22 protein-coding genes are annotated in these 21857 nt (G+C 63.8%); 19 read left to right on the top strand and 3 right to left on the bottom strand.

The features are described 5' to 3' along the window. Positions 1-75: 75 nt before the first annotated feature. The 5 genes from cobA to ACIQUG_RS04905 all read left to right on the top strand — a co-directional run bounded on the left by cobA (position 76) and on the right by ACIQUG_RS04905 (position 4748). Positions 76-918 carry a uroporphyrinogen-III C-methyltransferase gene (cobA, locus tag ACIQUG_RS04925; RefSeq protein WP_402318024.1) on the top strand — a complete coding sequence of 281 codons (843 nt, stop codon included), beginning with the start codon at positions 76-78 and terminating at the stop codon, positions 916-918. Next, positions 915-2219 (top strand): cobyrinate a,c-diamide synthase, encoded by a 1305-nt coding sequence (locus ACIQUG_RS04920; protein ID WP_402318021.1) that lies wholly within the window; start codon positions 915-917, stop codon positions 2217-2219. Before cobA ends, ACIQUG_RS04920 begins: the two co-directional genes overlap by 4 nt. Then, positions 2216-3217: a threonine-phosphate decarboxylase CobD gene (gene cobD, locus ACIQUG_RS04915; RefSeq protein WP_402318018.1), complete on the top strand. Its 1002-nt coding sequence runs from the start codon at positions 2216-2218 to the stop codon at positions 3215-3217. Before ACIQUG_RS04920 ends, cobD begins: the two co-directional genes overlap by 4 nt. A 1-nt stretch (position 3218) precedes the next feature. Next, positions 3219-4190, top strand: a complete 972-nt coding sequence (gene cbiB, locus ACIQUG_RS04910; RefSeq protein ID WP_402318015.1) for an adenosylcobinamide-phosphate synthase CbiB — start codon at positions 3219-3221, stop codon at positions 4188-4190. Between the two features lie 129 nt (positions 4191-4319). Continuing rightward, positions 4320-4748 carry a L,D-transpeptidase gene (locus ACIQUG_RS04905; protein WP_192446372.1) on the top strand — a complete coding sequence of 143 codons (429 nt, stop codon included), beginning with the start codon at positions 4320-4322 and terminating at the stop codon, positions 4746-4748. A 286-nt stretch (positions 4749-5034) separates the two neighbouring features. On the opposite strand, the gene ACIQUG_RS04900 is transcribed toward ACIQUG_RS04905, so the two are convergent. Beyond that, positions 5035-5772 carry a Crp/Fnr family transcriptional regulator gene (locus tag ACIQUG_RS04900; RefSeq protein ID WP_402318011.1) on the bottom strand — a complete coding sequence of 246 codons (738 nt, stop codon included), beginning with the start codon at positions 5770-5772 and terminating at the stop codon, positions 5035-5037. 216 nt (positions 5773-5988) lie between these two features. Between ACIQUG_RS04900 and hemN the strand changes: the two genes are divergently transcribed. The 9 genes from hemN to ACIQUG_RS04855 all read left to right on the top strand — a co-directional run bounded on the left by hemN (position 5989) and on the right by ACIQUG_RS04855 (position 14901). Then, complete coding sequence (hemN, locus tag ACIQUG_RS04895) at positions 5989-7338, top strand: oxygen-independent coproporphyrinogen III oxidase (RefSeq protein WP_402318008.1); 1350 nt, start codon at positions 5989-5991, stop codon at positions 7336-7338. 118 nt (positions 7339-7456) lie between these two features. Next, entirely contained in the window at positions 7457-7741 is a 285-nt protein-coding gene (locus ACIQUG_RS04890; protein ID WP_089044188.1) for an acyl carrier protein, read from the top strand. A gap of 115 nt (positions 7742-7856) precedes the next feature. Beyond that, the gene (locus ACIQUG_RS04885; RefSeq protein ID WP_034788315.1) at positions 7857-8342 is read left to right on the top strand and encodes a 3-hydroxyacyl-ACP dehydratase FabZ family protein; all 486 of its coding nucleotides are present in this window, start codon (positions 7857-7859) and stop codon (positions 8340-8342) included. A 1-nt stretch (position 8343) separates the two neighbouring features. Further along, positions 8344-9546: a beta-ketoacyl-ACP synthase gene (locus ACIQUG_RS04880; protein WP_402318003.1), complete on the top strand. Its 1203-nt coding sequence runs from the start codon at positions 8344-8346 to the stop codon at positions 9544-9546. Between the two features lie 12 nt (positions 9547-9558). Beyond that, complete coding sequence (locus ACIQUG_RS04875) at positions 9559-10842, top strand: beta-ketoacyl-ACP synthase (RefSeq protein WP_402318000.1); 1284 nt, start codon at positions 9559-9561, stop codon at positions 10840-10842. A gap of 276 nt (positions 10843-11118) precedes the next feature. Continuing rightward, positions 11119-12147 carry a zinc-binding dehydrogenase gene (locus tag ACIQUG_RS04870; protein ID WP_402317997.1) on the top strand — a complete coding sequence of 343 codons (1029 nt, stop codon included), beginning with the start codon at positions 11119-11121 and terminating at the stop codon, positions 12145-12147. 12 nt (positions 12148-12159) lie between these two features. Continuing rightward, positions 12160-13089, top strand: a complete 930-nt coding sequence (locus ACIQUG_RS04865) for a lipid A biosynthesis lauroyl acyltransferase (RefSeq protein WP_043617336.1) — start codon at positions 12160-12162, stop codon at positions 13087-13089. A gap of 371 nt (positions 13090-13460) precedes the next feature. Next, complete coding sequence (locus tag ACIQUG_RS04860) at positions 13461-14171, top strand: PAS domain-containing protein (RefSeq protein ID WP_402317994.1); 711 nt, start codon at positions 13461-13463, stop codon at positions 14169-14171. 151 nt (positions 14172-14322) lie between these two features. After that, positions 14323-14901: a GNAT family N-acetyltransferase gene (locus tag ACIQUG_RS04855; RefSeq protein WP_402317991.1), complete on the top strand. Its 579-nt coding sequence runs from the start codon at positions 14323-14325 to the stop codon at positions 14899-14901. A 92-nt stretch (positions 14902-14993) separates the two neighbouring features. Here the strand turns inward: ACIQUG_RS04855 and ACIQUG_RS04850 are convergent, their stop codons facing one another. Continuing rightward, positions 14994-15428, bottom strand: coding sequence for a hemerythrin domain-containing protein (locus tag ACIQUG_RS04850; RefSeq protein WP_402317988.1), 435 nt, complete (start codon positions 15426-15428; stop codon positions 14994-14996). 253 nt (positions 15429-15681) lie between these two features. Here ACIQUG_RS04850 and ccoN point away from each other — a divergent pair, with 253 nt between their 5' ends. The 4 genes from ccoN to ccoP are packed head-to-tail and all read left to right on the top strand — an operon-like array spanning position 15682 to position 19088. Beyond that, complete coding sequence (gene ccoN / locus ACIQUG_RS04845) at positions 15682-17310, top strand: cytochrome-c oxidase, cbb3-type subunit I (RefSeq protein WP_043617330.1); 1629 nt, start codon at positions 15682-15684, stop codon at positions 17308-17310. Between the two features lie 13 nt (positions 17311-17323). Further along, complete coding sequence (gene ccoO / locus ACIQUG_RS04840) at positions 17324-18055, top strand: cytochrome-c oxidase, cbb3-type subunit II (protein ID WP_034788367.1); 732 nt, start codon at positions 17324-17326, stop codon at positions 18053-18055. Positions 18056-18067: 12 nt separating this feature from the next. Further along, positions 18068-18220: a CcoQ/FixQ family Cbb3-type cytochrome c oxidase assembly chaperone gene (locus ACIQUG_RS04835; protein WP_034788377.1), complete on the top strand. Its 153-nt coding sequence runs from the start codon at positions 18068-18070 to the stop codon at positions 18218-18220. Positions 18221-18224: 4 nt separating this feature from the next. After that, positions 18225-19088: a cytochrome-c oxidase, cbb3-type subunit III gene (gene ccoP / locus ACIQUG_RS04830; protein ID WP_402317983.1), complete on the top strand. Its 864-nt coding sequence runs from the start codon at positions 18225-18227 to the stop codon at positions 19086-19088. A 282-nt stretch (positions 19089-19370) separates the two neighbouring features. Here the strand turns inward: ccoP and ACIQUG_RS04825 are convergent, their stop codons facing one another. Further along, a complete protein-coding gene (locus tag ACIQUG_RS04825; protein WP_402320574.1) occupies positions 19371-20930 on the bottom strand; it encodes an MFS transporter in 1560 nt (519 codons plus the stop codon). A gap of 8 nt (positions 20931-20938) precedes the next feature. Between ACIQUG_RS04825 and ACIQUG_RS04820 the strand changes: the two genes are divergently transcribed. Beyond that, positions 20939-21856, top strand: a complete 918-nt coding sequence (locus ACIQUG_RS04820; protein ID WP_402317980.1) for a helix-turn-helix transcriptional regulator — start codon at positions 20939-20941, stop codon at positions 21854-21856. The last annotated feature ends 1 nt before the right edge of the window (position 21857 follow it).

The following is a 21857-nucleotide window of genomic DNA, read 5'->3' as shown; positions in this document are numbered from 1 at the left end:
AATGGAATCCGGTTCTTTAGAGATCGCGTCAGGCGCGTCGTTGGGCGGCGCCGAAATACAGGTGGGACAGCACGCATGATCGACAACCTCTTTGCCGGGTTGCCGGCGCTCGAAAAAGGTTCGGTCTGGCTGGTCGGCGCCGGCCCGGGCGATCCCGGCCTGTTGACGCTGCATGCGGCCAATGCGCTGCGCCAGGCGGATGTGATCGTGCACGATGCGCTGGTCAACGAGGATTGCCTGAAGCTCGCGCGGCCGGGTGCCGTGCTGGAGTTTGCGGGCAAGCGCGGCGGCAAGCCGTCGCCGAAGCAGCGCGACATCTCGCTTCGCCTCGTCGAACTCGCGCGCGCCGGCAACCGGGTGCTGCGCCTCAAAGGCGGCGATCCCTTCGTCTTCGGCCGCGGTGGCGAGGAGGCGCTGACGCTGGTCGAGCATCAGGTTCCTTTCCGCATCGTGCCCGGCATCACCGCCGGCATCGGCGGCCTTGCCTATGCCGGCATTCCGGTGACCCACCGCGAGGTCAACCACGCCGTCACGTTCCTGACTGGCCATGATTCCTCCGGCCTGGTGCCGGACCGCATCAACTGGCAGGGCATCGCCAGCGGCTCGCCCGTCATCGTCATGTACATGGCGATGAAGCATATCGGCGCCATCACCGCCAACCTCATTGCCGGCGGTCGCTCGCCGGAAGAGCCGGTCGCCTTCGTCTGCAACGCGGCAACGCCGGAGCAGACAGTGCTGGAAACGACGCTGTCGCGCGCCGAGGCCGATGTCGCGGCGGCAGGCCTGGAGCCGCCGGCGATCGTCGTCGTCGGCGAGGTGGTGCGACTGCGCGCAGCACTCGACTGGATCGGCGCGCTCGACGGGCGCAAGCTCGCTGCCGACCCCTTCGCCAATCGCATTCTCAGGAACCCGGCATGAGCGGATTGCTGATTGCCGCCCCATCGTCCGGCTCCGGCAAGACGACGGTGACGCTCGGGCTGATGCGCGCACTGAAGAAGCGCGGCGTGGCGATCGCGCCCGGCAAGGCGGGGCCGGACTATATCGATCCCGCCTTCCATGCGGCGGCGACCGGTGAGCCCTGTTTCAACTACGATCCCTGGGCGATGCGCCCGGAACTGCTGCTTGCGAATGCGTCGCATGCGGCTGCCGGCGGGCGCACCTTGATCGTCGAGGCGATGATGGGGCTGCACGACGGGGCTGCCGACGGTTCGGGAACGCCGGCGGATCTCGCCGCGACGCTGAACCTCGCTGTCATTCTGGTGGTCGATTGCGCCCGTATGTCCCAGTCGGTTGCCGCACTGGTGCGCGGCTACGCGGATCACCGCGACGATATCCGGGTGGTCGGCGTCATCCTCAACAAGGTCGGCAGCGACCGGCATGAAATGATGCTGCGCGATGCGCTCGCCAAGGTGCGCATGCCTGTGTTCGGCGTGCTCCGGCAGGACAGCGCGCTGCAACTGCCGGAGCGCCATCTCGGCCTGGTGCAGGCGGGCGAGCATTCGGCGCTCGAAGGTTTCATCGAGGCGGCGGCGGCGCGCGTCGAGGCGGCCTGCGATCTCGACGCGATCCGCCTGATCGCGACGATTTTTCCGCAGGTGCCCGCAGCCGCCGATACCAGGCGTTTGCAGCCGTTCGGCCAGCGCATCGCGGTCGCGCGCGATATCGCCTTTGCCTTCTGTTACGAGCACCTGCTTTACGGCTGGCGGCAAGGCGGCGCGGAGATTTCCTTCTTCTCGCCGCTCGCCGACGAGGCGCCGGATGCAGCAGCCGATGCCGTCTATCTGCCGGGCGGCTATCCGGAGCTGCATGCGGGGCGCTTAAGCGCCGCCGCCCGCTTCCGCTCGGGCATGCATTCTGCGGCCGAACGCGGCGCCCGGATTTTTGGCGAATGCGGCGGCTACATGGTGCTTGGCGAAGGGCTTGTCGCTGCCGATGGCGCACGCTACGACATGCTCGGCCTGCTGCCACTCGTCACCAGTTTTGCCGAGCGCAGGCGGCACCTCGGCTATCGCCGCGTCGTGCCTGTCGACAACGCATTCTTCGATGGACCCATGACGGCGCACGAATTCCACTATGCGACCATCGTCGCCGAAGGGGCGGCCGATCGGCTGTTTGCCGTCAGCGACGCCGCCGGCGAAGATCTCGGCCAGGCGGGTCTCCGGCGTGGCCCTGTCGCCGGTTCCTTCATGCATCTGATCGATGTCGCAGGTGCTGCATGAGCGCACCGATCGTTCACGGCGGCGGCATCACCGAAGCCGCAGCGCGCTATGGCGGCCGGCTCGAAGACTGGCTGGATCTTTCGACCGGCATCAACCCATGCCCCGTCGCCTTGCCTGAAGTGCCGGAGCGCGCCTGGCACCGGCTGCCGGATCGGCAGACGGTGGATGACGCGCGGCTGGCGGCCGCCAACTACTACCGCACCAACGGCGTGCTCCCGTTGCCCGTGCCGGGCACGCAATCGGTGATCCAGCTGCTGCCGCGTCTTGCTCCGGCGGGCAGGCGCGTCGCGATCTTCGGGCCGACCTATGGCGAATATGCCCGCGTGCTCGAGGCGGCCGGCTTTGCCGTCGATCGCGTCGCGGATGCCGACGCGCTGACGGCCGAACATGGCCTTGTCATCGTCGTCAACCCCAACAACCCGACCGGCCGCGCCCTAACGCCGGCCGAGATTCTGGCGATCGCCATAAAGCAGAAAGCGAGCGGCGGATTGCTGCTCGTTGACGAGGCCTTCGGCGATCTCGAGCCGGAGCTGAGCGTCGCCGGCCATGTGCCGGGGCAGGGCAATCTCATCGTGTTCCGCTCCTTCGGCAAGTTCTTCGGCCTTGCGGGCTTGCGCCTCGGTTTCGTCGTTGCGACCGAACCGGTGCTTGTGTCCTTTGCCGACTGGCTCGGCCCCTGGGCCGTCTCCGGTCCGGCGCTGACGATCTCGAAAGCGCTGATGCAGGGCGATACGAAGGCGATCGCAGCCGGCATCCTCGAGCGTCGCGCCGGCCTCGACGCGGCACTCGATGGGGCAGGGCTCGCCCGCATCGGCGGCACGGGGCTTTTCGTGCTGGTCGAGCATCCAAGGGCAGCTCTGCTGCAGGAGCGGCTCTGCAAGGCCCATATCCTCACGCGCAAGTTCGACTATGCGTCGACCTGGCTCAGGATCGGGTTGGCACCTGACGCGGCGGGCGACCGGCGGCTTGCGGATGCGCTCGCCGGCATGGAGTTCTGAGGTGTCGGAGACCATCCTTTTCATCCTCGCGCTGGCGCTGGTGATCGATCGCGTCGTCGGCGATCCGGACTGGCTCTGGGCGCGCGTGCCGCATCCGGTCGTGTTCTTCGGCAAGGCCATCGGCTTTCTCGACGCCCGGCTGAACCGTGAGGATCTGGAGGATGGCGCGCGCAAATTTCGTGGCGTCGTCGCAATCCTGCTGTTGCTTGGCCTCAGCGCCTGGTCCGGCCATCTGCTGCATCGCCTGTTCGCCGTCTTCGGGCCGCTCGGTTTCCTGCTGGAGGCCGTTCTGGTCGCGGTCTTCCTGGCGCAGAAGAGCCTTGCCGATCACGTGCATCGCGTCGCCGACGGTTTGCGACAGGGTGGGCTTGAAGGCGGACGTGCGGCCGTGTCGATGATCGTCGGCCGCGATCCGAAAACGCTCGACGAGCCGGCGGTCTGCCGCGCGGCGATCGAGAGCCTGGCCGAGAACTTTTCCGATGGCGTCGTGGCACCGGCCTTCTGGTATGCGGTTGCCGGTCTGCCGGGGCTTCTCGCCTACAAGATGCTGAACACGGCCGATTCGATGATTGGCCACAAGTCGCCGAAATATCTGCACTTCGGCTGGGCCTCTGCCCGGCTCGATGACGTCGCCAACCTGCCGGCTGCCAGGCTCTCGATCCTGTTGATCTCGGCCGGTGCGCTGATCCATCGCGGCGCCAGCGCTGCCAAGGATGCTCTGACCGTGAGCCTTCGCGACCACGGCCTGCACCGCTCGCCGAACTCCGGCTGGCCGGAAGCGGCCATGGCGGGCGCGCTTGACCTGCAGCTTGCAGGCCCGCGCATCTATGGCGGCGTCAAGGTCAGCGAGCCGATGATCAACGGGCCGGGCGGAGCGGTTGCGAAAAGCGAAGACATCGACGCCGGTATTGCTGTCTTTTACGGTGCCTGCACGGTCATGACCGGGCTTGTTCTTGCAATCGCAATGATTTGATCGCGGAAGTTGACCTTCGCATTAAGACTCTGCTTTCCATATGTATTAAGATCGTATCATATTCGATCAGTTATTCTCCTGGAACGTTTGGTTCCACCGGTACGTGTTCGTCTTCCCGGAGAGAGAAGCATGCGCAAAAGCCTTTTGACTGCGCTGATTGCCGCTCTGCTGCAGTTTACCGTTCAACCCGTGAACGCCGCCAATCTGATTGCCGATATCAGCCTGTCGTCGCAGACGATGACCGTCAGCCAGAATGGCATCGTGATGTATCGCTGGAAGGTCTCGACGGCGCGCAAGGGCTATGTGACGCCACGCGGCAGCTGGAGTGCGAAGTGGCTCTCGCGCAACCACCGTTCGCGCAAGTACGACGATGCGCCGATGCCTTACGCCGTATTCTTCAACGGCGGCTACGCCATCCACGCCACCTACGACATCAAGCGGCTCGGCCGCCCGGCCTCGCACGGCTGCGTGCGGCTGCATCCCAACAATGCAGCGGAGTTTTTCGCCCTTACCAAGGAACACGGGCTGGCGAACACGCGGATCGTGATTACGCGGTGACGCTGCCTTGCGTCGCACGTCCGGCTTGTTGCCTTCTTGATAGCTCCGCTGCTCATTTCCTTGCCGGAACCTTCTGCCCGTTTTGACGGGGAGAAGGGGAATTGCCGCACGCGGCCGTTTCAATCGCACCGCCGGATTCGCCCACCTGCCGCAGATGGCAAGGCTGCAGTCGTCCTCGTTCCCTCTCGCCGCCCTGCAAGGAGGCGTCCTCGGGCCGAACCTGAGGAGAGGGGCGATACTGTCGAGAAAGTTGCTGCGACTACTGCTTAGCGGCCGCTAACGGCCGTCAGTCGATGCCCGCCACATGCATCAGCCGGTCGAGGCTCGGCACGGTGACGTGGCGGCTGTTTTCGATGCGGATGACGTTGTCCTTGCGCAGCTTGGTGATCTGCCGGCTGACCGTTTCGATGGTCAGGCCGAGATAGTCTGCGATGTCGGCGCGCGACAGCGGCAGGTCGAACTCGTTCGAGGTGCCGTTTTCCGGGTCGATATGGGTGGCGATGATGTAGAGGAAGCTCGCGACCTTTTCCTGCGCGGTCTTGCGGCCGAGCGTCAGCATCCAGTCACGCGCCTCGTCGAGTTCCTTCAGCGCTTGCTCGTGCAGCCGGTGCTCAAGGTTGGGCGCTTCGGAGACCAGGCGATCGATGACGGTGCGCGGGAAACAACAGATGTCGGTATCGACGGCTGCTTCCGCCGTCAGGGCGCTTTCGCGGGTAAAGGGCCGGCCCATGAAATCAGGGGCAAACTGCAGGCCGACGATCTGCTGTCGGCCGTCGGCCAGAACCTTGCTGAGCTTGACGACACCGTTGATGATGTTGGCATAGCTCTCGGTCGCTTCGCCCTGGCCGATGACCTCGCGGCCGGGCTCGATGCTGCGGCGAGTCGAATGGCGGCTGAGGTCGAGCAACTGATCCGGGGTGAGCGTGCCGCAAACGCCGCCATGGCGCGCCTCGCAGGCGGCGCAGACGGCTGGAACCTCCGAATTATGGATATCCTTGCGACGATGTTCGTTCACGATCTGCAATTCTTTCTACCTGCATGCCGTTGGTCTCTGGATGACCAAAGAGGATGCGGGCCGTTAAATCAAGAGTTGACAGGTGCTAATTCCGAAAGCGCGAAACAATGTCTCATGCCAGCTTGAGCATTGTCAATTTTAACGTGTTAATTCGGCGACTTGATCAAAATCAAAGGCCTCTTTGCCGATCCGTCCTAAGCCGTCTTCATGACAGCGGAGAGACTTATGGACGACGCGCTCATTCTCAAGCATGCGAGCCCTGTGCCGCGCTACACCAGCTACCCGACCGCACCGCATTTTTCCGAGGCGGTGGGGCCGGTTGACTATCAAGGCTGGCTCGGTGCGATCCGTGCGGGCGAGGCGATCTCGCTCTATGCGCACGTGCCCTATTGCGACAGGCTCTGTTGGTTCTGTGCCTGCCATACGAAGCAGACGCTGCGCTATGATCCGGTGGCAACCTATCTAACCGGTCTGCATCGCGAGGTTGCAGAAATCGGCAACCGGGTGAACCGCGAGGCCAGGGTGACGGCGCTGCATTTCGGCGGCGGCTCGCCGACGCTCGTCAGGCCGGACGACATGATCGCACTGAAGCGTGCTTTTGCCGAACACTTCACCTTTGCGCCCGATTGCGAGATCAGCGTCGAGATGGACCCGAACGATCTCGATGAAGCGCGCCATGACGCGCTGGCTAAGATCGGCATGACGCGGGCGAGCTTCGGCATCCAGGATTTCGATCCGGTCGTGCAGAAGGCGATCAACCGCATCCAGACCTTCGAGCAGACGCGCGACGCGATCGCGGCGTCGCGGGCGCGGGGCGTACACTCCGTCAATTGCGACGTGCTCTATGGTTTGCCCTACCAAAGCCTTCAGTCGCTGGAGCGGACCATGGGGGCCGTGCTTTCGCTCGCGCCTGATCGCGTCGCACTCTTCGGCTACGCCCATGTGCCGTGGATGAAGACGCACCAGAAGATGATTCCGGACGAAAGCCTGCCCGGCATCGTCGAGCGTTTCGCGCAGATGAGCCGCGCGGCCGAGATGCTGGTTGCGGCCGGCTACGAGGCAATCGGTATCGACCATTTCGCAAAGCCGGACGACAGCCTGGCGCGGGCCAACAGGGAAGGGCGTCTGCGCCGCAATTTCCAGGGCTATACCGACGACGCGGCCGAAACGCTCATTGGTCTCGGCGCCTCGGCGATCGGTCAGTTTCGTCAAGGTTATGTCCAGAACATGCCGGCCACCGGTGAGTATCTGCGCCATGTGGAAAACACCGGGCTGGCAGCCGTGCGTGGTTACCGCTTCACACCGGACGACATCCTGAGAGCAAAAGTGATTGCCGACGTCATGTGTCGCTTTGCCTTCTCTTTCGACGAGATCGAGCGGGACTTCCCGGGGTTTGCCGGCGCTGTGATCGAGGAGGCGCGGCTCTTCCGGGCGCGCGATTGGGACGGGCTGACGACGATCGAAAGCGGGATTTTCCGCCTGACCGAACGCGGCAGGCCCTTTGCCCGCTCGGTTGCGGCCACCTTCGATGCCTATCTCGGCAACGGCCGCGGCCGGCATTCGGTGGCGGTCTGAACCATGCTCCGTCGCAACACCGTTTTCCAATTCGAAAGCCTTTGGCATCAAGGCCATTGGCTTTTGCGGCGCATTTACCTATAGGATCGCCGAGACTCGACTTTAAAATATTAGAGGTATGCGCGTGACAGCTACATTCGACAAGGTTGCCGACATCATCGCGGAAACGAGCGAGATCGATCGCGAGACGATCACGCCGGAAAGCCACACGATCGACGATCTCGGCATCGACAGCCTGGACTTCCTCGACATCGTGTTTGCGATCGACAAGGAATTCGGCATCAAGATTCCGCTCGAGCAGTGGACGCAGGAAGTCAACGAAGGCAAGGTTTCGACCGAAGAATACTTCGTTCTGAAGAACCTCTGCGCCAAGATCGACGAACTGCGGGCTGCCAAGGGCTGATCGGGCTTTCGCCCGAGCCTTGCCACTCGATTTCCAATGCCGCCCGTCGCGCCCCGCGCTTGACAGGCGGCATTGGCGTTTTTACTTGAGCCCGAAACCAACGGGGTGAGCCTCAATGCTCCTTGAATACTTCCAGATGATCGATCGTGTCGAAACGGTCGATCTTTCGGCTGGCCGGCTGACGGCGCGGTCCGTCGTGCCGGAGAAGAGCCCGGTGTTCGAAGGCCATTTTCCAGGCTACCCGCTGGTGCCCGGCGTGCTTCTCATCGAGACCATGGCGCAGGCCTCCGGTTTCCTGGTGCTCGCCGCTACCAATTTCGCGGCCATGCCCTTCCTGATGTCGGTCGACGGCGCCAAGATGCGGACCTTCGTCGAGCCCTCGGCCGAACTCGAGATCGAGGCTTTCCTCGAGCATGAAGGGTCGGGCTTTGCCGTGACCAAGGCGAAGATCACCTCTGGCGGCAAGAAGGTCTGCGATGCCCAGCTGAAGCTGCGGACCATGCCGTTCGATCAGGTTCCGCTCGGCGATATCGTGCGCAAGCGGGCTGGAGAAGTGGGTCTGATGGCGGCGCTTTCAGCGGCGGCCGGTTCGGAGAAGTAAGATGAGCAAATCTGCAAACGACGTTGTCATTACCGGCGTCGGTATCGTCACCAGCCAGGGCGTCGGCGTCGAGCCGCATCTGGCACTGCTTACCGCCGGCACGTCGCCGGCCGCGCGCGTCGAGACCGAGAAGTTCAGCCCCTATCCGGTGCATCCGCTGCCGGAAATCGACTGGTCGCAGCAGATCGCCAAGCGTGGCGACCAGCGCCAGATGGAAAACTGGCAGCGTCTCGGCGTCTTTTCCGCGGGCCTGGCGCTTGATGACGCCGGCCTGAAGGACAATCTCGAAGCCTGCGGCAGCATGGACATGATCGTCGCTGCCGGCGGCGGCGAGCGTGACATCAACGTCGATTCGCTGATCGTCGACGAGGCGCTGAAGCGCAACGACCGCGAACAGCTGCTCAACGAAAAGCTGACGACCGAACTGCGCCCGACGCTGTTTCTCGCCCAGCTTTCGAACCTGCTCGCAGGCAATATCTCGATCGTGCACAAGGTCACCGGTTCGTCGCGCACCTTCATGGGTGAGGAAGCGGCCGGTATCTCGGCGATCGAAACCGCCTTTGCCCGGATCAAGGCCGGCCAGTCGACGCATACGCTCGTCGGCGGCGCGTTTTCGGCCGAGCGCCTGGACATCATGTTGATGATCGAGGCGATCCAGGGCCAGGCAACCGGTGACTGGCACCCGATCTGGTCGCGCAGCCGTGACAACGGTGGCGGCATGATCCCCGGGTCGGTCGGCGCCTTCCTGGTGCTGGAATCACGCGAGTACGCCGAAGCCCGTGGCGCCCGCATCTATGCGACGATCGACGCGATCGGCAGCGACCGCGGCAGCCGCGCTGACGGCAAGCTCGAAGCACGCCTTGCGGACCTTGCGAAACCGGCCGAAAAACTCGACCCAGCCGGCACGGTGGTCTTTTCCGGCACGTCCGGTTTTCATGATCTCGTCGCCAGCGAAAAGGCGTTTCTGCAGGCCAATCTGGCCGGCGCGCCTGTGCGTGCCTATGGCGGCATCGTCGGGCACAGCATCGAGGCGCAGTTTCCGGCGGGCTTGGCACTTGCCGCGCTCACGCTCGGCCACGGCGCCAAGGTGCCGGCCTTCGACGCCAGCTTCGAAAAGCCGATGACGGCTGCTGCCCGGTCGGCGGTCGTGACCACCGTCGGTCATTCACGCGGCGAAGGCGTCGCGGTCCTTTCGGCCGAATAAGAGGAACGATTGATGAGCAACGCTTACAAGGATCACCTCGGCCGCCCGATCGTCGCCGTCACCGGCATGGGCGTCATTACCTCGCTCGGCCAGGGCCTGGAAGACAACTGGTCGGCGCTGACCGGCGGTGTCTCCGGCATCCGCAAGATCACCCGTTTCCCGACGGAAGGCCTCAACACCCGCATCTCCGGCATGGTCGATTTCATCGAGGTGCCGGCGGCCAACTCCGTCGAGCGCTCCTATGCCATGGCGCGCGAGACGACGCTGGAAGCGCTGGCGCAGGCCGGACTTTCCGGCGACTTCAACGGCCCGCTGTTTCTGGCCGCCCCGCCGATCGAGCCGGAATGGAGCGCACGCTTCGAGCTTGCCGATCGTTCGCCGCCTTCCGAACAGCCAGGCGATGCCTATAACCGTTTCCTCGCTGCGATGCGCCAGAAGGCCGATCCGGCGTTCCATGAGGCCGTGCTCTTCGGCTCGATCTCCGAGCGCCTTGCAGATCGCTTCGGCACGCGCGGCCTGCCAGTGACGCTGTCGACCGCCTGTGCTTCGGGCGCAACGGCGATCCAACTCGGCGTCGAGGCGATCCGCCAGGGCCGCACCGATCGCGCGCTGACGGTTGCGACCGATGGTTCGGTCAGCGCCGAAGCGCTCATCCGCTTTGCGCTGCTTTCCGCGCTCTCCACCCAGAACGATCCGCCGGAAAAGGCCTCCAAGCCCTTCACCAAGGACCGTGACGGCTTCGTCATCGCCGAAGGTGCAGCGACGCTGGTGCTGGAATCGCTGGAAGCCGCCGTTGCCCGCGGCGCCCGCGTCTACGGCATTCTCAAGGGGTGCGGCGAGAAGGCCGACCTCTTCCACCGCACGCGCTCCTCGCCGGACGGTGGGCCGGCCATCGCGACGATCCGCGCGGCGCTTGCCGACGCCGGCATCGATGAAACCGGCATCGGCTACATCAACGCGCACGGCACCTCGACGCCCGAGAACGACAAGATGGAGTATCTGTCGATGTCGGCCGTCTTCGGCGATCGCCTGCCGTCGATCCCGGTCTCGTCCAACAAGTCGATGATCGGTCACACGCTGACGGCCGCCGGTGCGGTCGAGGCGGTGTTCTCGATCCAGACGATGCTGACCGGCACGCTGCCGCCGACGATCAACTACCAGAACCCCGATCCGGCGATCGTGCTCGACGTCGTGCCGAACGTGAAGCGCAGCCAGCAGGTTTCTGCGGTGCTGTCGAACTCCTTCGGCTTCGGCGGCCAGAACGCCAGCCTGGTGATGACGGCCGAGCCGGCCTGAGCCAATCCGAGGGCAAGACGATTTGGCGCTGCCCCCCTGTGCCCTGCCGGGCATCTCCCGCACGAGGGGAGATCGGGTGTAGCGCTGTCCTGCTCATCAGGGGGGCGAAGCTGAGCCCTCCGTTGAAGCGATAAGCTTGCCGCGGGTCGATCTTCCCTTTTGGGGGAGATGGCCGGCAGGCCAGAGAGGGGTGCTGCGCCACTCTCCCAAAGTGTATATATGCCAGTCAGCACGGCCCAGCCGCTCGACTATGTAAAGAGATCTAAAGGAAGAACCATGCGCGCCCTGCAACTGCTCGATGACCGCAAGCTCGAAATCACCGACATTCCGGAGCCGGAAGCACCCGGCCCGGGCGAGGTGACGCTGCGCGTCAAGGCGGTTGCGCTCAATCATATCGACGTCTGGGGCTGGCGCGGCATGGCGTTCGCCAAGCGCAAGATGCCGCTCGTCATCGGTGCGGAAGCCTCCGGCGTCGTCGATCAGATCGGTCCTGGCGTTTCGAGCGTGCTTCCGGGCCAGCTCGTCTCGGTCTACGGCGCGCGCACCTGCGGCCTCTGCCGTCCGTGCAAGGAAGGTCGTGACAACCTCTGCGAACATGTCGGCGGCGTTCACGGCTTCCACCTCGACGGCTTTGCGCAGGAAAAGATCAACCTGCCGGCTCGCCTGCTGGTACCGGCCCCTCCGGGCGTCGATGCGGTTGCCGCCGCCCTTGCTCCGGTGACCTTCGGTACCGTCGAGCACATGCTGTTCGATAACGCCAAGCTCGAGCCCGGTGAAACCATCCTCGTGCACGCCGGCGGCTCCGGCATCGGCTCGGCGGCGATCCAGCTCGCCAAGAAGATCGGCTGCACCGTGATCACCACCGTCGGCTCGGACGACAAGATCGAGAAGGCGAAGGCGCTCGGCGCCGATCACGTCATCAACTACCGCACCGACCGCTTTGAGGGCGTCGTGCGCAAGCTCACCAAGAAGAAGGGCGTCGACGTCGTGTTCGAACACGTCGGCAAGGACACCTGGGCCGGCTCCATGCTCTGCATGAAGCGCGGCGGACGTCTCGTTACCTGCGGCTCCACCTCGGGCGTCTCCACCGACATGAACCTGATGATGCTCTTCCAGCAGCAGCTGAAGCTGCTCGGCTCGTTCGGCTGCCGCATGGAGAACATGGCGAACGCCATGCAGAAGATGGCGCGCGGTCTCGTGCATCCGGTCATCGACACTGAAATCACCCTCGACCAGATCGACCGGGCACTGGAGCGCATGGAATCGCGCCAGATCTTCGGCAAGATCGTCCTGAAGATGGATTGATCGACTGTGCGCATGGTGATCACACGGCTGGTGCTGGCGGCGGATCGTTTCCGCCAATGGCTGATCGCGCAGTTCGTGTTTCTGCTTCTGACGATCCTGAAGATGTTTCCCGCCGACGGCGCGATCAGCTTCATGGATCGCGCCCTGCGGTTCATCGGCCCGAAGACCAGCCGTCAGAAGCTGACGCTGACCAACCTTCGCAACGCATTCCCGGAAAAGAGCGAAGCGGAGATCAACGAGATCGCGCTCGAAAGCTGGGGCAACATGGGTCGCATGGCGGCCGAATACGTGTTCCTCGACCGGCTCTTCGATTTCGATCCGGAGCGCACGACGCCGGGCCGGGTCGAGGTCTCGGGCATTCCCTTGTTCCTCGAGCTTCGCGACAATCCGCGCCCCTTCATCGTCTTTACCGCGCACAGCGGCAATTTCGAGATGCTGCCGGTCGCCGGATCTGCCTTCGGGCTCGACGTAACGGTGCTCTTCCGTCCGCCGAACAATCCTTACGTGGCCGAGAAGGTCTTCAACTTTCGCGCCGAACGCATGGGCAAGCTCGTGCCCTCGCATGCGGGCTCGTCCTTTGCGCTCGCCCGCCAGCTGGAGCGCGGCCAGGGCGTCGGCGTCCTCGTCGACCAGAAGTTCCGCAAGGGGCTGAAGACCAAGTTCTTCGGCCAGGACGTGCAGACCAACCCGCTGCTCGCCAAGCTCGTGCGCCAGTTCAACTGCGAGGTCTATCCGGCCCGCTGCATCCGCTTGCCGGGTGGCCGTTTCCGCCTGGAAATCGAACCGGCGATCGCCATCCCCCGCAAGGCTGATGGCAGCGTCGACGTCACCGCCACGGCGCAGGTGCTGAACGACAAGGTGGAAAGCTGGGTGCGGGAATATCCGGGCCAATGGCTCTGGTATCACGACCGCTGGCACATCAAGCGTTATCTGAAAGACTGATTCTCTTTCACATCTGAACAGCGCCTGATTGCGCCTGGCGCAAGCAGGCTTGACGTTCCTGCAAGCCCGGCACCCTTGGTGTCGGGCTTTGCGTTTTGCCAGCTACGCGAGGACATCGGCGCCGATCCTCCCTTGAAAACGTGCGTAAGCGTTAAGTTTTTCTTTCTGCTGTTGAACGCTATCGCAATGAGTGTAAACTTATGCCTGTCGCGTGAGAAAATGCCTGCAAGCGCTTTGGATGACCCGAGCGGTGCGGTTTTACGCGAAAGGGGTGGGGGAAACGTCAAGAACCAGATCAGTGTCCTGAGCATCTACGCCTGTTTTGTAAGTGCATCGAAGCGGCTTTGCCGTGGGGGAATTGGGGTTTCGAATTGAACGCACTGATTGAGCTGTTCTGGTTCAAGTATTCGCAGCTGCAGTATGCCGTACGTACGGCAGACGAGCATTTGATCGGGATTCTGGATCGCGAATTGGATCCGATCTTGAGGTCCGTCTACGATGAGAAGGCGGTGAGCGTCGAAGACGCCCGGCTTCAGTTCCAGTTCCTGATCGACATTCTGCGCGTCGAAGCCGACGACATTTCCTGCGTGCTGCGCCATTCGCAGTTGCTGCAATCGCTGATCAACCGCTACTTCGCCGCGACTGGCGCGGAGAACCTTGACGACCTGCAGCTGGAGCGCCTGCCGGCGCAACCGAACAAGGGCAGGGCGGACGAAGGATTGCTCAACGAGGCGATCCTCGACAGCTTCCCGGACCGGTTGGCGGTGATCACGCCCGACTACCGCTATCTCTACACCAATCCGCGCAATGCCGAGCATCTGGAAAGCCGCCCGATGGACCTGATCGGCCGGCATATCGTCGAGTTCATCGGCATCCAGCGGTTCGAGCTGCGGGTGAAGTCCTATCTCGACCGGTGTTTCGCCGGCGAGGTGGTGGACTACACCTTCGCCAAGATGGTCGATGCGCGCACGGTCGTCGTGCGCTGCCGGCTGACGCCGTGCATGTCGAGCACTGGCAAGCTGATCGGCGCCATCCTGGTGATCCAGGAACATGCCGATCGCCGCCGCGCGATCGCGGCCTGATCGGCGGCGTCGGCACAGGTCCTGTCTTCTCACATCCATCTCGGCTGATGCTCGTTCAGGTCCAGTCGGGGCTTGAGTCCCGAGTCGCAATTGCTGTGGACGAGCCCGAAACGGTTTTGACCATTTTCGACGTGAGGGAGGCTGTACCGTCGTGGAGATCACAATTGAAACGTCGCGCCTTACCCTGCGGCCCTGGAGAGAGGAGGACATCGAACAACTCGCGCTGGGCTTGAACGACCTCGAGCTTGCAAGGTGGCTCGCATTCGTTCCCCACCCCTATACGACGTCACACGCCGAAAGCTGGATCGAGAGATGCCAGCAGATTTCGAGCGCAAGCACGCGGCCGGTCGCCTTCGAATTTGCGATTGAGCTCAGATCCGAGCGACTGGCGATCGGAGGGGTCAGTCTCAACAAGATCGACTGGAAGGCCGGGACGGGTGGTGGCGGAATCTGGATAGCCAAAGCTTATCAGGGACGCGGCTATGGACGCGAGGCGTTCGAGGCGAAGGTGCGCTTCGCCTTTCGTGATCTGGGTCTGGAAAAGCTGGTCAACGGCTATTTCGACGGCAACGAAGATTCCTGGGCGATGCAGCGCAAGCTGGGCTACCGGCGGGTCGGCGAAGTTGCCAGCCGTTCCATGGCCGACGGCCGGCAAACGATCGAACACGTTACGATGTTGCTGCGCAGCGACTGGGAGGATCGGGACGGAAAGGCGCCCAACGAGGCCTGACCTGGCGGCACAACGAGCCGGGATCGCCCGTTCACGAGACAACTGCGCCCGAAACCGGGGGGCGGCCGCGATGACCCTGCCGGCAATCCGGCCTATCCCGCCGGCGCGGTAATGCTGCGCAGACATTCCTGCTCGAAGCCGACGTGCCGCCTGAGGCTGGTGAAGAAGCCGCGCAGCATGTAGCCGGCGGTCTCGGCATTGACCGTCTCGTCGGCGGCGCCGAGGCGCTCCAGCATTTCGGTCAGTTCCTCGGCGAAGCACTCGTCCTCGCAATGCTCGTATTTCAGCCGCTCCAGTGTCGCGCCGAGCGTCGGGTCCGAGCGGTAGGTGCGCTCGATCCAGGGGAAGACCAGGTTTTCTTCGCCCGAATGCATCTCGCGGATCAGCGGCTCCAGCACCTTGGCGGCATAGACGCATTTCTGCCGGTCGATGTCGGCCGGCAGGCTGTCGGCGATTTCCTCCAGGCAATTGCAGAGCGCCAGCTGCTCCTCGTGGGCGCGGGCAAGCCAGGCAAACGGCTCGGCCACGGGTTCCCGCCGGGGGGCTGGGTCCAGTCGGCTGCGGATTCGTCCGTCTTCAAAAGTCTTTTTCATCGGCTTCAGACGCCAACTCCCACGGCGCTCCCTATTGTTTGCCGAGGATGATCCAAACGAGGTGGCAAAGCCTTGATCTGAATCAAGGCCGGCTTGCCCCGATTCTGACACTTTCCGGCAAGCTGCGGTGACACCCCTCGTTTCGGGGTGTCGTTGCGTGCGTTCGGACCAAGTTGGGGACCCAACCATGAAATACACATTCGAGATGATCCTGCTCGGGGTCGGTGCATTCCTGGCGCTCGTCGGCGCCGGGCTTGCCCAGGACCGGCACTTCGAAGCCCATATGTGGGTGCTGTTCTTCACGCTTCTTGCCGGCACCATCCTTTTGATGCGCCGCATCGAGTTCAGCCCGGCTTCCGCGGGCAGGGCGTCACCGCCGCCACCCCAGTCGGAGTATTTTGACGAGGTGGTCAAATACGGCGTGATCGCCACCGTCTTTTGGGGCGTCGTCGGGTTTCTCGTCGGCGTCGTGGTTGCGCTCCAGCTTGCCTTTCCGGACCTCAACATCGAGCCCTGGTTCAACTTCGGCCGCATGCGGCCGCTGCACACCTCGGCGGTCATCTTCGCCTTCGGCGGCAATGCGCTGATCGCGACCTCCTTCTACATCGTCCAGCGCACCAGCCGCGCGCGCCTCTTCGGCGGCAATCTCGGTTGGTTCGTGTTCTGGGGCTACCAGCTCTTCATCATCATGGCCGCCACCGGCTACCTGCTGGGGATCACCCAGTCGAAGGAATATGCGGAGCCGGAATGGTATGTCGACCTGTGGCTGACGATCGTCTGGGTCGCCTATCTCGCCGTCTTCCTCGGCACGCTTCTGACGCGCAAGGAGCCGCATATCTATGTGGCCAACTGGTTCTATCTCGCCTTCATCGTCACGATCGCGATGCTGCACATCGTCAACAACCTGGCGGTTCCGGTCTCCTTCCTCGGTTCCAAGAGCTATTCGGCCTTTGCCGGCGTGCAGGATGCGCTGACGCAATGGTGGTACGGGCATAACGCCGTCGGCTTCTTCCTGACGGCCGGCTTCCTCGGCATGATGTATTACTTCATCCCGAAGCAGGCGAACCGTCCTGTTTACTCCTACCGCCTGTCGATCATCCACTTCTGGTCGCTGATCTTCATGTACATCTGGGCGGGTCCGCACCACCTGCACTACACCGCGCTGCCCGACTGGGCGCAGACGCTCGGCATGGTGTTCTCGGTCATGCTCTGGATGCCCTCCTGGGGCGGCATGATCAACGGCCTGATGACGCTTTCGGGTGCCTGGGACAAGATCCGCACCGATCCGATCATCCGCATGATGGTGATGGCCGTTGCTTTCTACGGCATGGCGACCTTCGAAGGCCCGATGATGTCGATCAAGACGGTCAACTCGCTCAGCCACTACACCGACTGGACCATCGGCCACGTGCATTCGGGCGCGCTCGGCTGGAACGGCCTCATCACCTTCGGCGCGATTTACTATCTCGTTCCGAAGCTGTGGAACCGCGAGCGCCTCTACAGCGTGCGCATGGTCAACTGGCACTTCTGGCTCGCCACCCTCGGCATCGTCGTCTATGCGGCGGTCATGTGGGTCGCCGGCATCCAGCAGGGCCTGATGTGGCGCGAATACGACGACCAGGGGTTCCTCGTCTATTCCTTCGCGGAATCGGTCGCGGCCATGGTTCCCTACTACGTGCTGCGTGCCCTTGGCGGCGCACTCTTCCTCGCCGGAGCTCTGCTCATGGCCTTCAACGTAACCATGACCATCCTTGGCCGCGTGCGCGATGAAGCTCCGATCTTCGGTGCGACGCCCGCGCTCAAGGCTGCGGAATAGGAGGGCATAGAGAATGTCCATTCTCGACAAACACGCGACGCTCGAACGCAACGCGACCCTGCTGCTCGTCGGCTCTCTGCTCGTCGTCTCCGTCGGCGGCATCGTGGAAATCGCGCCGCTGTTCTATCTCGAAAACACCATCGAGAAGGTGGAGGGCATGCGTCCCTATTCGCCGCTGGAGCTCGCGGGCCGCGACATCTATGTGCGTGAAGGCTGCTATGTCTGTCACAGCCAGATGATCCGCCCGTTCCGCGACGAAGTGGAGCGCTACGGTCACTACTCGCTGGCGGCGGAATCCATGTACGACCATCCGTTCCAGTGGGGCTCCAAGCGCACCGGGCCGGACCTTGCGCGTGTCGGCGACCGCTACTCCAACGAGTGGCACGTGCAGCACATGATCGAGCCGCGCTCGGTGGTGCCGGAATCTGTCATGCCGAGCTACGCCTTCCTCAAGGCGACCCCGCTCGACGTGAACAATATCGCCGCCAACCTCAAGGCGAACAAGGCGGTCGGCGTTCCCTATACGGACGAGATGATCGACAACGCGCTTGCCGACATCAAGGCGCAGGCCGATCCGAACGCCGACACGTCGGGCGTCGAGGGGCGCTATCCGAAGGCTAAGCTCGGCGACTTCGACGGCGATCCGCAGAAGCTGACGGAGATGGACGCGCTCATCGCCTATCTGCAGATGCTCGGCACGCTGGTCGACTTCTCCACCTACGACGACACCACCGGTTATCGCTAAGGAGATCAGCACATGGAAACCTACACGGCCATGCGCCAGTTCGCCGATAGCTGGGCGCTCCTTGCGATGACGCTCTTCTTCCTCGGCGTCGTTGCCTTCATCTTCCGGCCCGGCGCCAAGAAGGCCGCCGATGATGCCGCAGCCATCCCCCTGAAGGAGGATTAATAGAATGGCGGACAAACACGTCGACGAAATCAGCGGCGTCGAGACCACCGGCCACGAATGGGACGGTATCCGCGAGCTCAACAACCCGATGCCGCGCTGGTGGGTCTATACCTTCTACGCGACCATCGTCTGGGCGGTCGGCTACATGATCGTCTATCCGGCCGTGCCGCTCCTGACCGACGCCACCAAGGGCGTGCTCGGCTATTCGAGCCGCGCCGAGGTAAGCGCCGAACTTGCGAGTGCGAAGGCGGCGCAGGCCGGCAACCTCGAGAAGATCGCCTCGAGCTCGCTTGCCGACATCATGGCCGATCCGCAGCTGCAGCACTTTGCCGTGTCCGGAGGCGCCTCGGCCTTCAAGGTCAACTGTGCCCAGTGCCACGGCTCGGGTGCGGCCGGTTCTGCCGGTTTCCCGAACCTCAACGACGACGACTGGCTCTGGGGCGGCAAGCCTGAAGAGATCTACCAGACGATCGCCCACGGCATCCGCTACAACGGCGACGACGAGACCCGCGTCTCGGAGATGCCGTCCTTCGCGGAAATCCTCAAGCCGGACGAGATCAAGCAGACGGCAGCCTATGTCGTCAGCCTCACCGGAACGCCGTCGGATGCATCCATGGTGGAGCCGGGCAAGGCGCTGTTTGAGACCAACTGCGCCTCCTGCCACGGTGCCGACGCCAAGGGCAACCGCGAGTTCGGCGCGCCCAACCTTGCCGATGCGCTGTGGCTGAACGGCAGCAGTGAGCAGGCGATCGTCGCCCAGATGAAGGCGCCCAAGCACGGCGTCATGCCCGCCTGGCTGCCGCGCCTCGGCGACACCACGGTCAAGCAGCTCGCCATCTTCGTGCATTCGCTGGGTGGCGGCGAGTAAGGCCCGCTATGTCTCGTGACTGAGGGCTGGGGCTGGCTCTCATTCATGCGGTGAGAAGGATGCAGATTGCGCCGGTCTCGGCCAGACCGAAATGTCTTCGCTTTGCGGAGGCAGTGCGCCCAGCGTCTCTCTCCCCGCCTGGCGGCGAGAGATGTCCGGTAGGACCGTGAGGGGCAGCTCATCCATTCAATCGAGAAGGCCGTGCCACGGGGCGCGGCCTTTTTTGTTTGGAGACGTTTCGTCATTGACGGGAGGTCGCAACGAAATGGCCGAGCTGTCCTCTCATGACTTGGTCGTTTCGCCGACACGCCTTCGCAATGAAACCACCGCCAGCGTCGCCATGAGAGCGATGGCGACGGCGCAAGTGGCGGCGGCGGTGTTGAAGCCGGTCATGAAGGCGGCCTGGGCTTGTTCCAGCACACCGGCCGGTAGCGAGTTCGCCACGGATACGGCGCCGGCGAGGCTGTCCGACAGTCTGTCGCCTATGTCACCTGCAAGCTCTGTCTGCCCGGCCATTTCGGTGCGGTAGACGGCGGTGGTCAGGCTGCCGAGTGTGGCGATCCCGACGGCAAGGCCGAGTTCCTGCACCACCTCGGAGAGGGCCGAGGCCGATCCGGCCTTTTCGGCAGGTGCTGCGCTGACGACGAGATCGGTGCCAAGCGCGGCAATCGTGCCGAGGCCGAGATAGACGAGCGCGAATGCGGCGGTCACCAGCGCCACGCCGTGCGGCGCGTGGTCGAGCAAGGCGAGTAGGAGGTAGCCGACCACCGAAAGCGCCAGCGCCGTTGCGATCACGGGGCCGGGGCCGAAGCGCCGGGCGATGAGCGGTGCGGTGATGCCGGCCAAAAGCATGGCGAGCGCCGAGGGTCCCATTCTCAGGCCTGCCGACAGGGGAGAAAGCCCGACGACGAGCTGCAGATACTGGGTGACGAGCAGCATCGTGCCGCCGACGGCCGTCAGGCCGACCAGGAGGATCAACAGCGCTGTGCGGAAAGCGCGATCGGAGAAGAGCTCGAGGTCGATCAGCGGGCTTTTCAGCCGGCGCTGTCGCCGGATGAAAAGGAGCGAGGCGACGAGACCGATGGTTAGGCCGAGCATGGCAGCGAGTCCGAAGCCATCCTTGGCGATCTGCTTGATGCCGTAGACGATGGGAAGCAGCCCCGCCAGCGACAGCGCCACGCTCGTCATGTCCAGCCGGTCCGATTGCGGCGCACGGTATTCCGGTAGCAGAAACGGCGCGACGATGAGGAGCAGCCCGACGATCGGCAGTGCCACGAGGAAGGCAGCACCCCACCAGTAGCGTTCGAGCAGGATGCCGCCGACGATCGGCCCCGCCGCCATGCCGAGCGCGAACATGGTTGCCCACACCCCGATCGCAAGCGCCCTCTGGTGCGGGTTTAAAAACATGTTGCTGATCAGCGCCAGCGTCGGCGGCATCAGCGTTGCACCGGCAACGCCGAGGGCTGCGCGTGCGGCGATCAACATGGTGGCGCTGGTGGAATAGGCCGAAAGGATCGAGGCCACGCCGAAGGCGGCCGCGCCCAGCATCAGCAGCTTGCGCCGACCGATGCGATCGCCGAGCGTTCCCATGGTGATCAGAAAGCCGGCGATCATGAAGCCGTAGGCATCGACGATCCAGAGCGCCTGCGTGCTGGTGGGCTTCAGGTCTGCCGCGAGCGCCGGCAAGGCCAGATGCAGCAGCGTCAGGTCGAGCCCGAGCAGGATGGTGGGGAGTGCGAGCAGGGCAAGGCCGGCCCATTCCCGAAGGCCCGCGCGCGGTTCTGCAGGGTCCGCGTGGACGGGATGTCCCTCGGTGAGGTGGGATGGTCGGTCGCTGAGCATGGTCAAAAGTGATCTCCGTCGTCGCTTGGGCTGGTTGCGGAAACCACATCTTCAAGGCACACTGGTCCTGTTACAATTTAAGTATTTATCCTATTACTGCGAGCAATAGCGTGAACGAACGAAGCCTTGAGCGAAGCAAGAACGAGCTGTCGGAGTTTCTGACGCGGCACCGGGCGAAGCTGACGCCGGCGGATGCTGGGCTCGCGTTCAACGGCCGGCGACGCACCCCCGGCCTCAGGCGCGAGGAGGTGGCAGCGCTCGCCGGCGTCGGGCTCACCTGGTACACCTGGTTCGAGCAGGGCCGTGACATCAAGGTGTCGGAGGCGTTCCTGTTGAATGTGGCGCGGGCGCTGAAGCTCGATGACGCCGAATGCAGCCACCTGTTCCTGCTGGCCCACAAACGGCCGCCGCCGCCGGAGGCGCATCATCGCGTCACCGTTTCGCCTTTGGTCCAGCAGTTGCTGGACGAACTGACGGCACGGCCGGCCTATGTGGTCAACCTGCGCTGGGATGTCGTTGCCTGGAATGCGGCGGCGGACGCGCTGTTCGGCTTTGGCGCCCGGCGGCCGGAGCTTGGCAATATTTTGCAGTTGGTGTTTGCCGATCCCGAGATGCGGCGGCGTATGCCCGCCTGGCGCGAAGATGCGCCGAAGCTGCTCGCCCAGTTCCGATACGATTTCGCCGTGGCGCCGGACGATCCGTCGATGCTGGCCCTGGTCGAAAGCCTCAAGGACCTTTCTGCCGATTTCAGGCGCTGGTGGGCAGCCCCCGGCGGCGACGAGGCCCGCCGCGGGATCGGATCCCTGATCGATGCTGCAGCCGAGAGCCTGCGTTTCCGCCACGAGACGTTGGTGGTGGACGAACACCGGCATCTGCGCATGGTGGTCTATTTCGCCGAACCGGCGCTCGCCCGAGAGCGATTATAGA

The organism is Ensifer sp. NPDC090286 (assembly GCF_044769565.1).
Lineage (GTDB): Bacteria > Pseudomonadota > Alphaproteobacteria > Rhizobiales > Rhizobiaceae > Ensifer.
Note: the sequence above shows the minus strand (reverse complement) of the source record. Positions and strands in the feature narration are given on the sequence as shown.

Excerpts from the sequence above, each read along its gene's own strand:
- cobA (WP_402318024.1), top strand. The coding sequence starts at position 76 with ATGATCGACAACCTCTTTGCCGGGTTGCCGGCGCTCGAAAAAGGTTCG.
- ACIQUG_RS04920 (WP_402318021.1), top strand. The coding sequence starts at position 915 with ATGAGCGGATTGCTGATTGCCGCCCCATCGTCCGGCTCCGGCAAGACG.
- cobD (WP_402318018.1), top strand. The coding sequence starts at position 2,216 with ATGAGCGCACCGATCGTTCACGGCGGCGGCATCACCGAAGCCGCAGCG.
- ACIQUG_RS04905 (WP_192446372.1), top strand. The coding sequence starts at position 4,320 with ATGCGCAAAAGCCTTTTGACTGCGCTGATTGCCGCTCTGCTGCAGTTT.
- hemN (WP_402318008.1), top strand. The coding sequence starts at position 5,989 with ATGGACGACGCGCTCATTCTCAAGCATGCGAGCCCTGTGCCGCGCTAC.
- ACIQUG_RS04890 (WP_089044188.1), top strand. The coding sequence starts at position 7,457 with ATGCGCGTGACAGCTACATTCGACAAGGTTGCCGACATCATCGCGGAA.
- ACIQUG_RS04885 (WP_034788315.1), top strand. The coding sequence starts at position 7,857 with ATGCTCCTTGAATACTTCCAGATGATCGATCGTGTCGAAACGGTCGAT.
- ACIQUG_RS04880 (WP_402318003.1), top strand. The coding sequence starts at position 8,344 with ATGAGCAAATCTGCAAACGACGTTGTCATTACCGGCGTCGGTATCGTC.
- ACIQUG_RS04875 (WP_402318000.1), top strand. The coding sequence starts at position 9,559 with ATGAGCAACGCTTACAAGGATCACCTCGGCCGCCCGATCGTCGCCGTC.
- ACIQUG_RS04870 (WP_402317997.1), top strand. The coding sequence starts at position 11,119 with ATGCGCGCCCTGCAACTGCTCGATGACCGCAAGCTCGAAATCACCGAC.
- ACIQUG_RS04865 (WP_043617336.1), top strand. The coding sequence starts at position 12,160 with ATGGTGATCACACGGCTGGTGCTGGCGGCGGATCGTTTCCGCCAATGG.
- ccoN (WP_043617330.1), top strand. The coding sequence starts at position 15,682 with ATGAAATACACATTCGAGATGATCCTGCTCGGGGTCGGTGCATTCCTG.
- ccoO (WP_034788367.1), top strand. The coding sequence starts at position 17,324 with ATGTCCATTCTCGACAAACACGCGACGCTCGAACGCAACGCGACCCTG.
- ACIQUG_RS04835 (WP_034788377.1), top strand. The coding sequence starts at position 18,068 with ATGGAAACCTACACGGCCATGCGCCAGTTCGCCGATAGCTGGGCGCTC.
- ccoP (WP_402317983.1), top strand. The coding sequence starts at position 18,225 with ATGGCGGACAAACACGTCGACGAAATCAGCGGCGTCGAGACCACCGGC.
- ACIQUG_RS04825 (WP_402320574.1), bottom strand. The coding sequence starts at position 20,930 with ATGCTCAGCGACCGACCATCCCACCTCACCGAGGGACATCCCGTCCAC.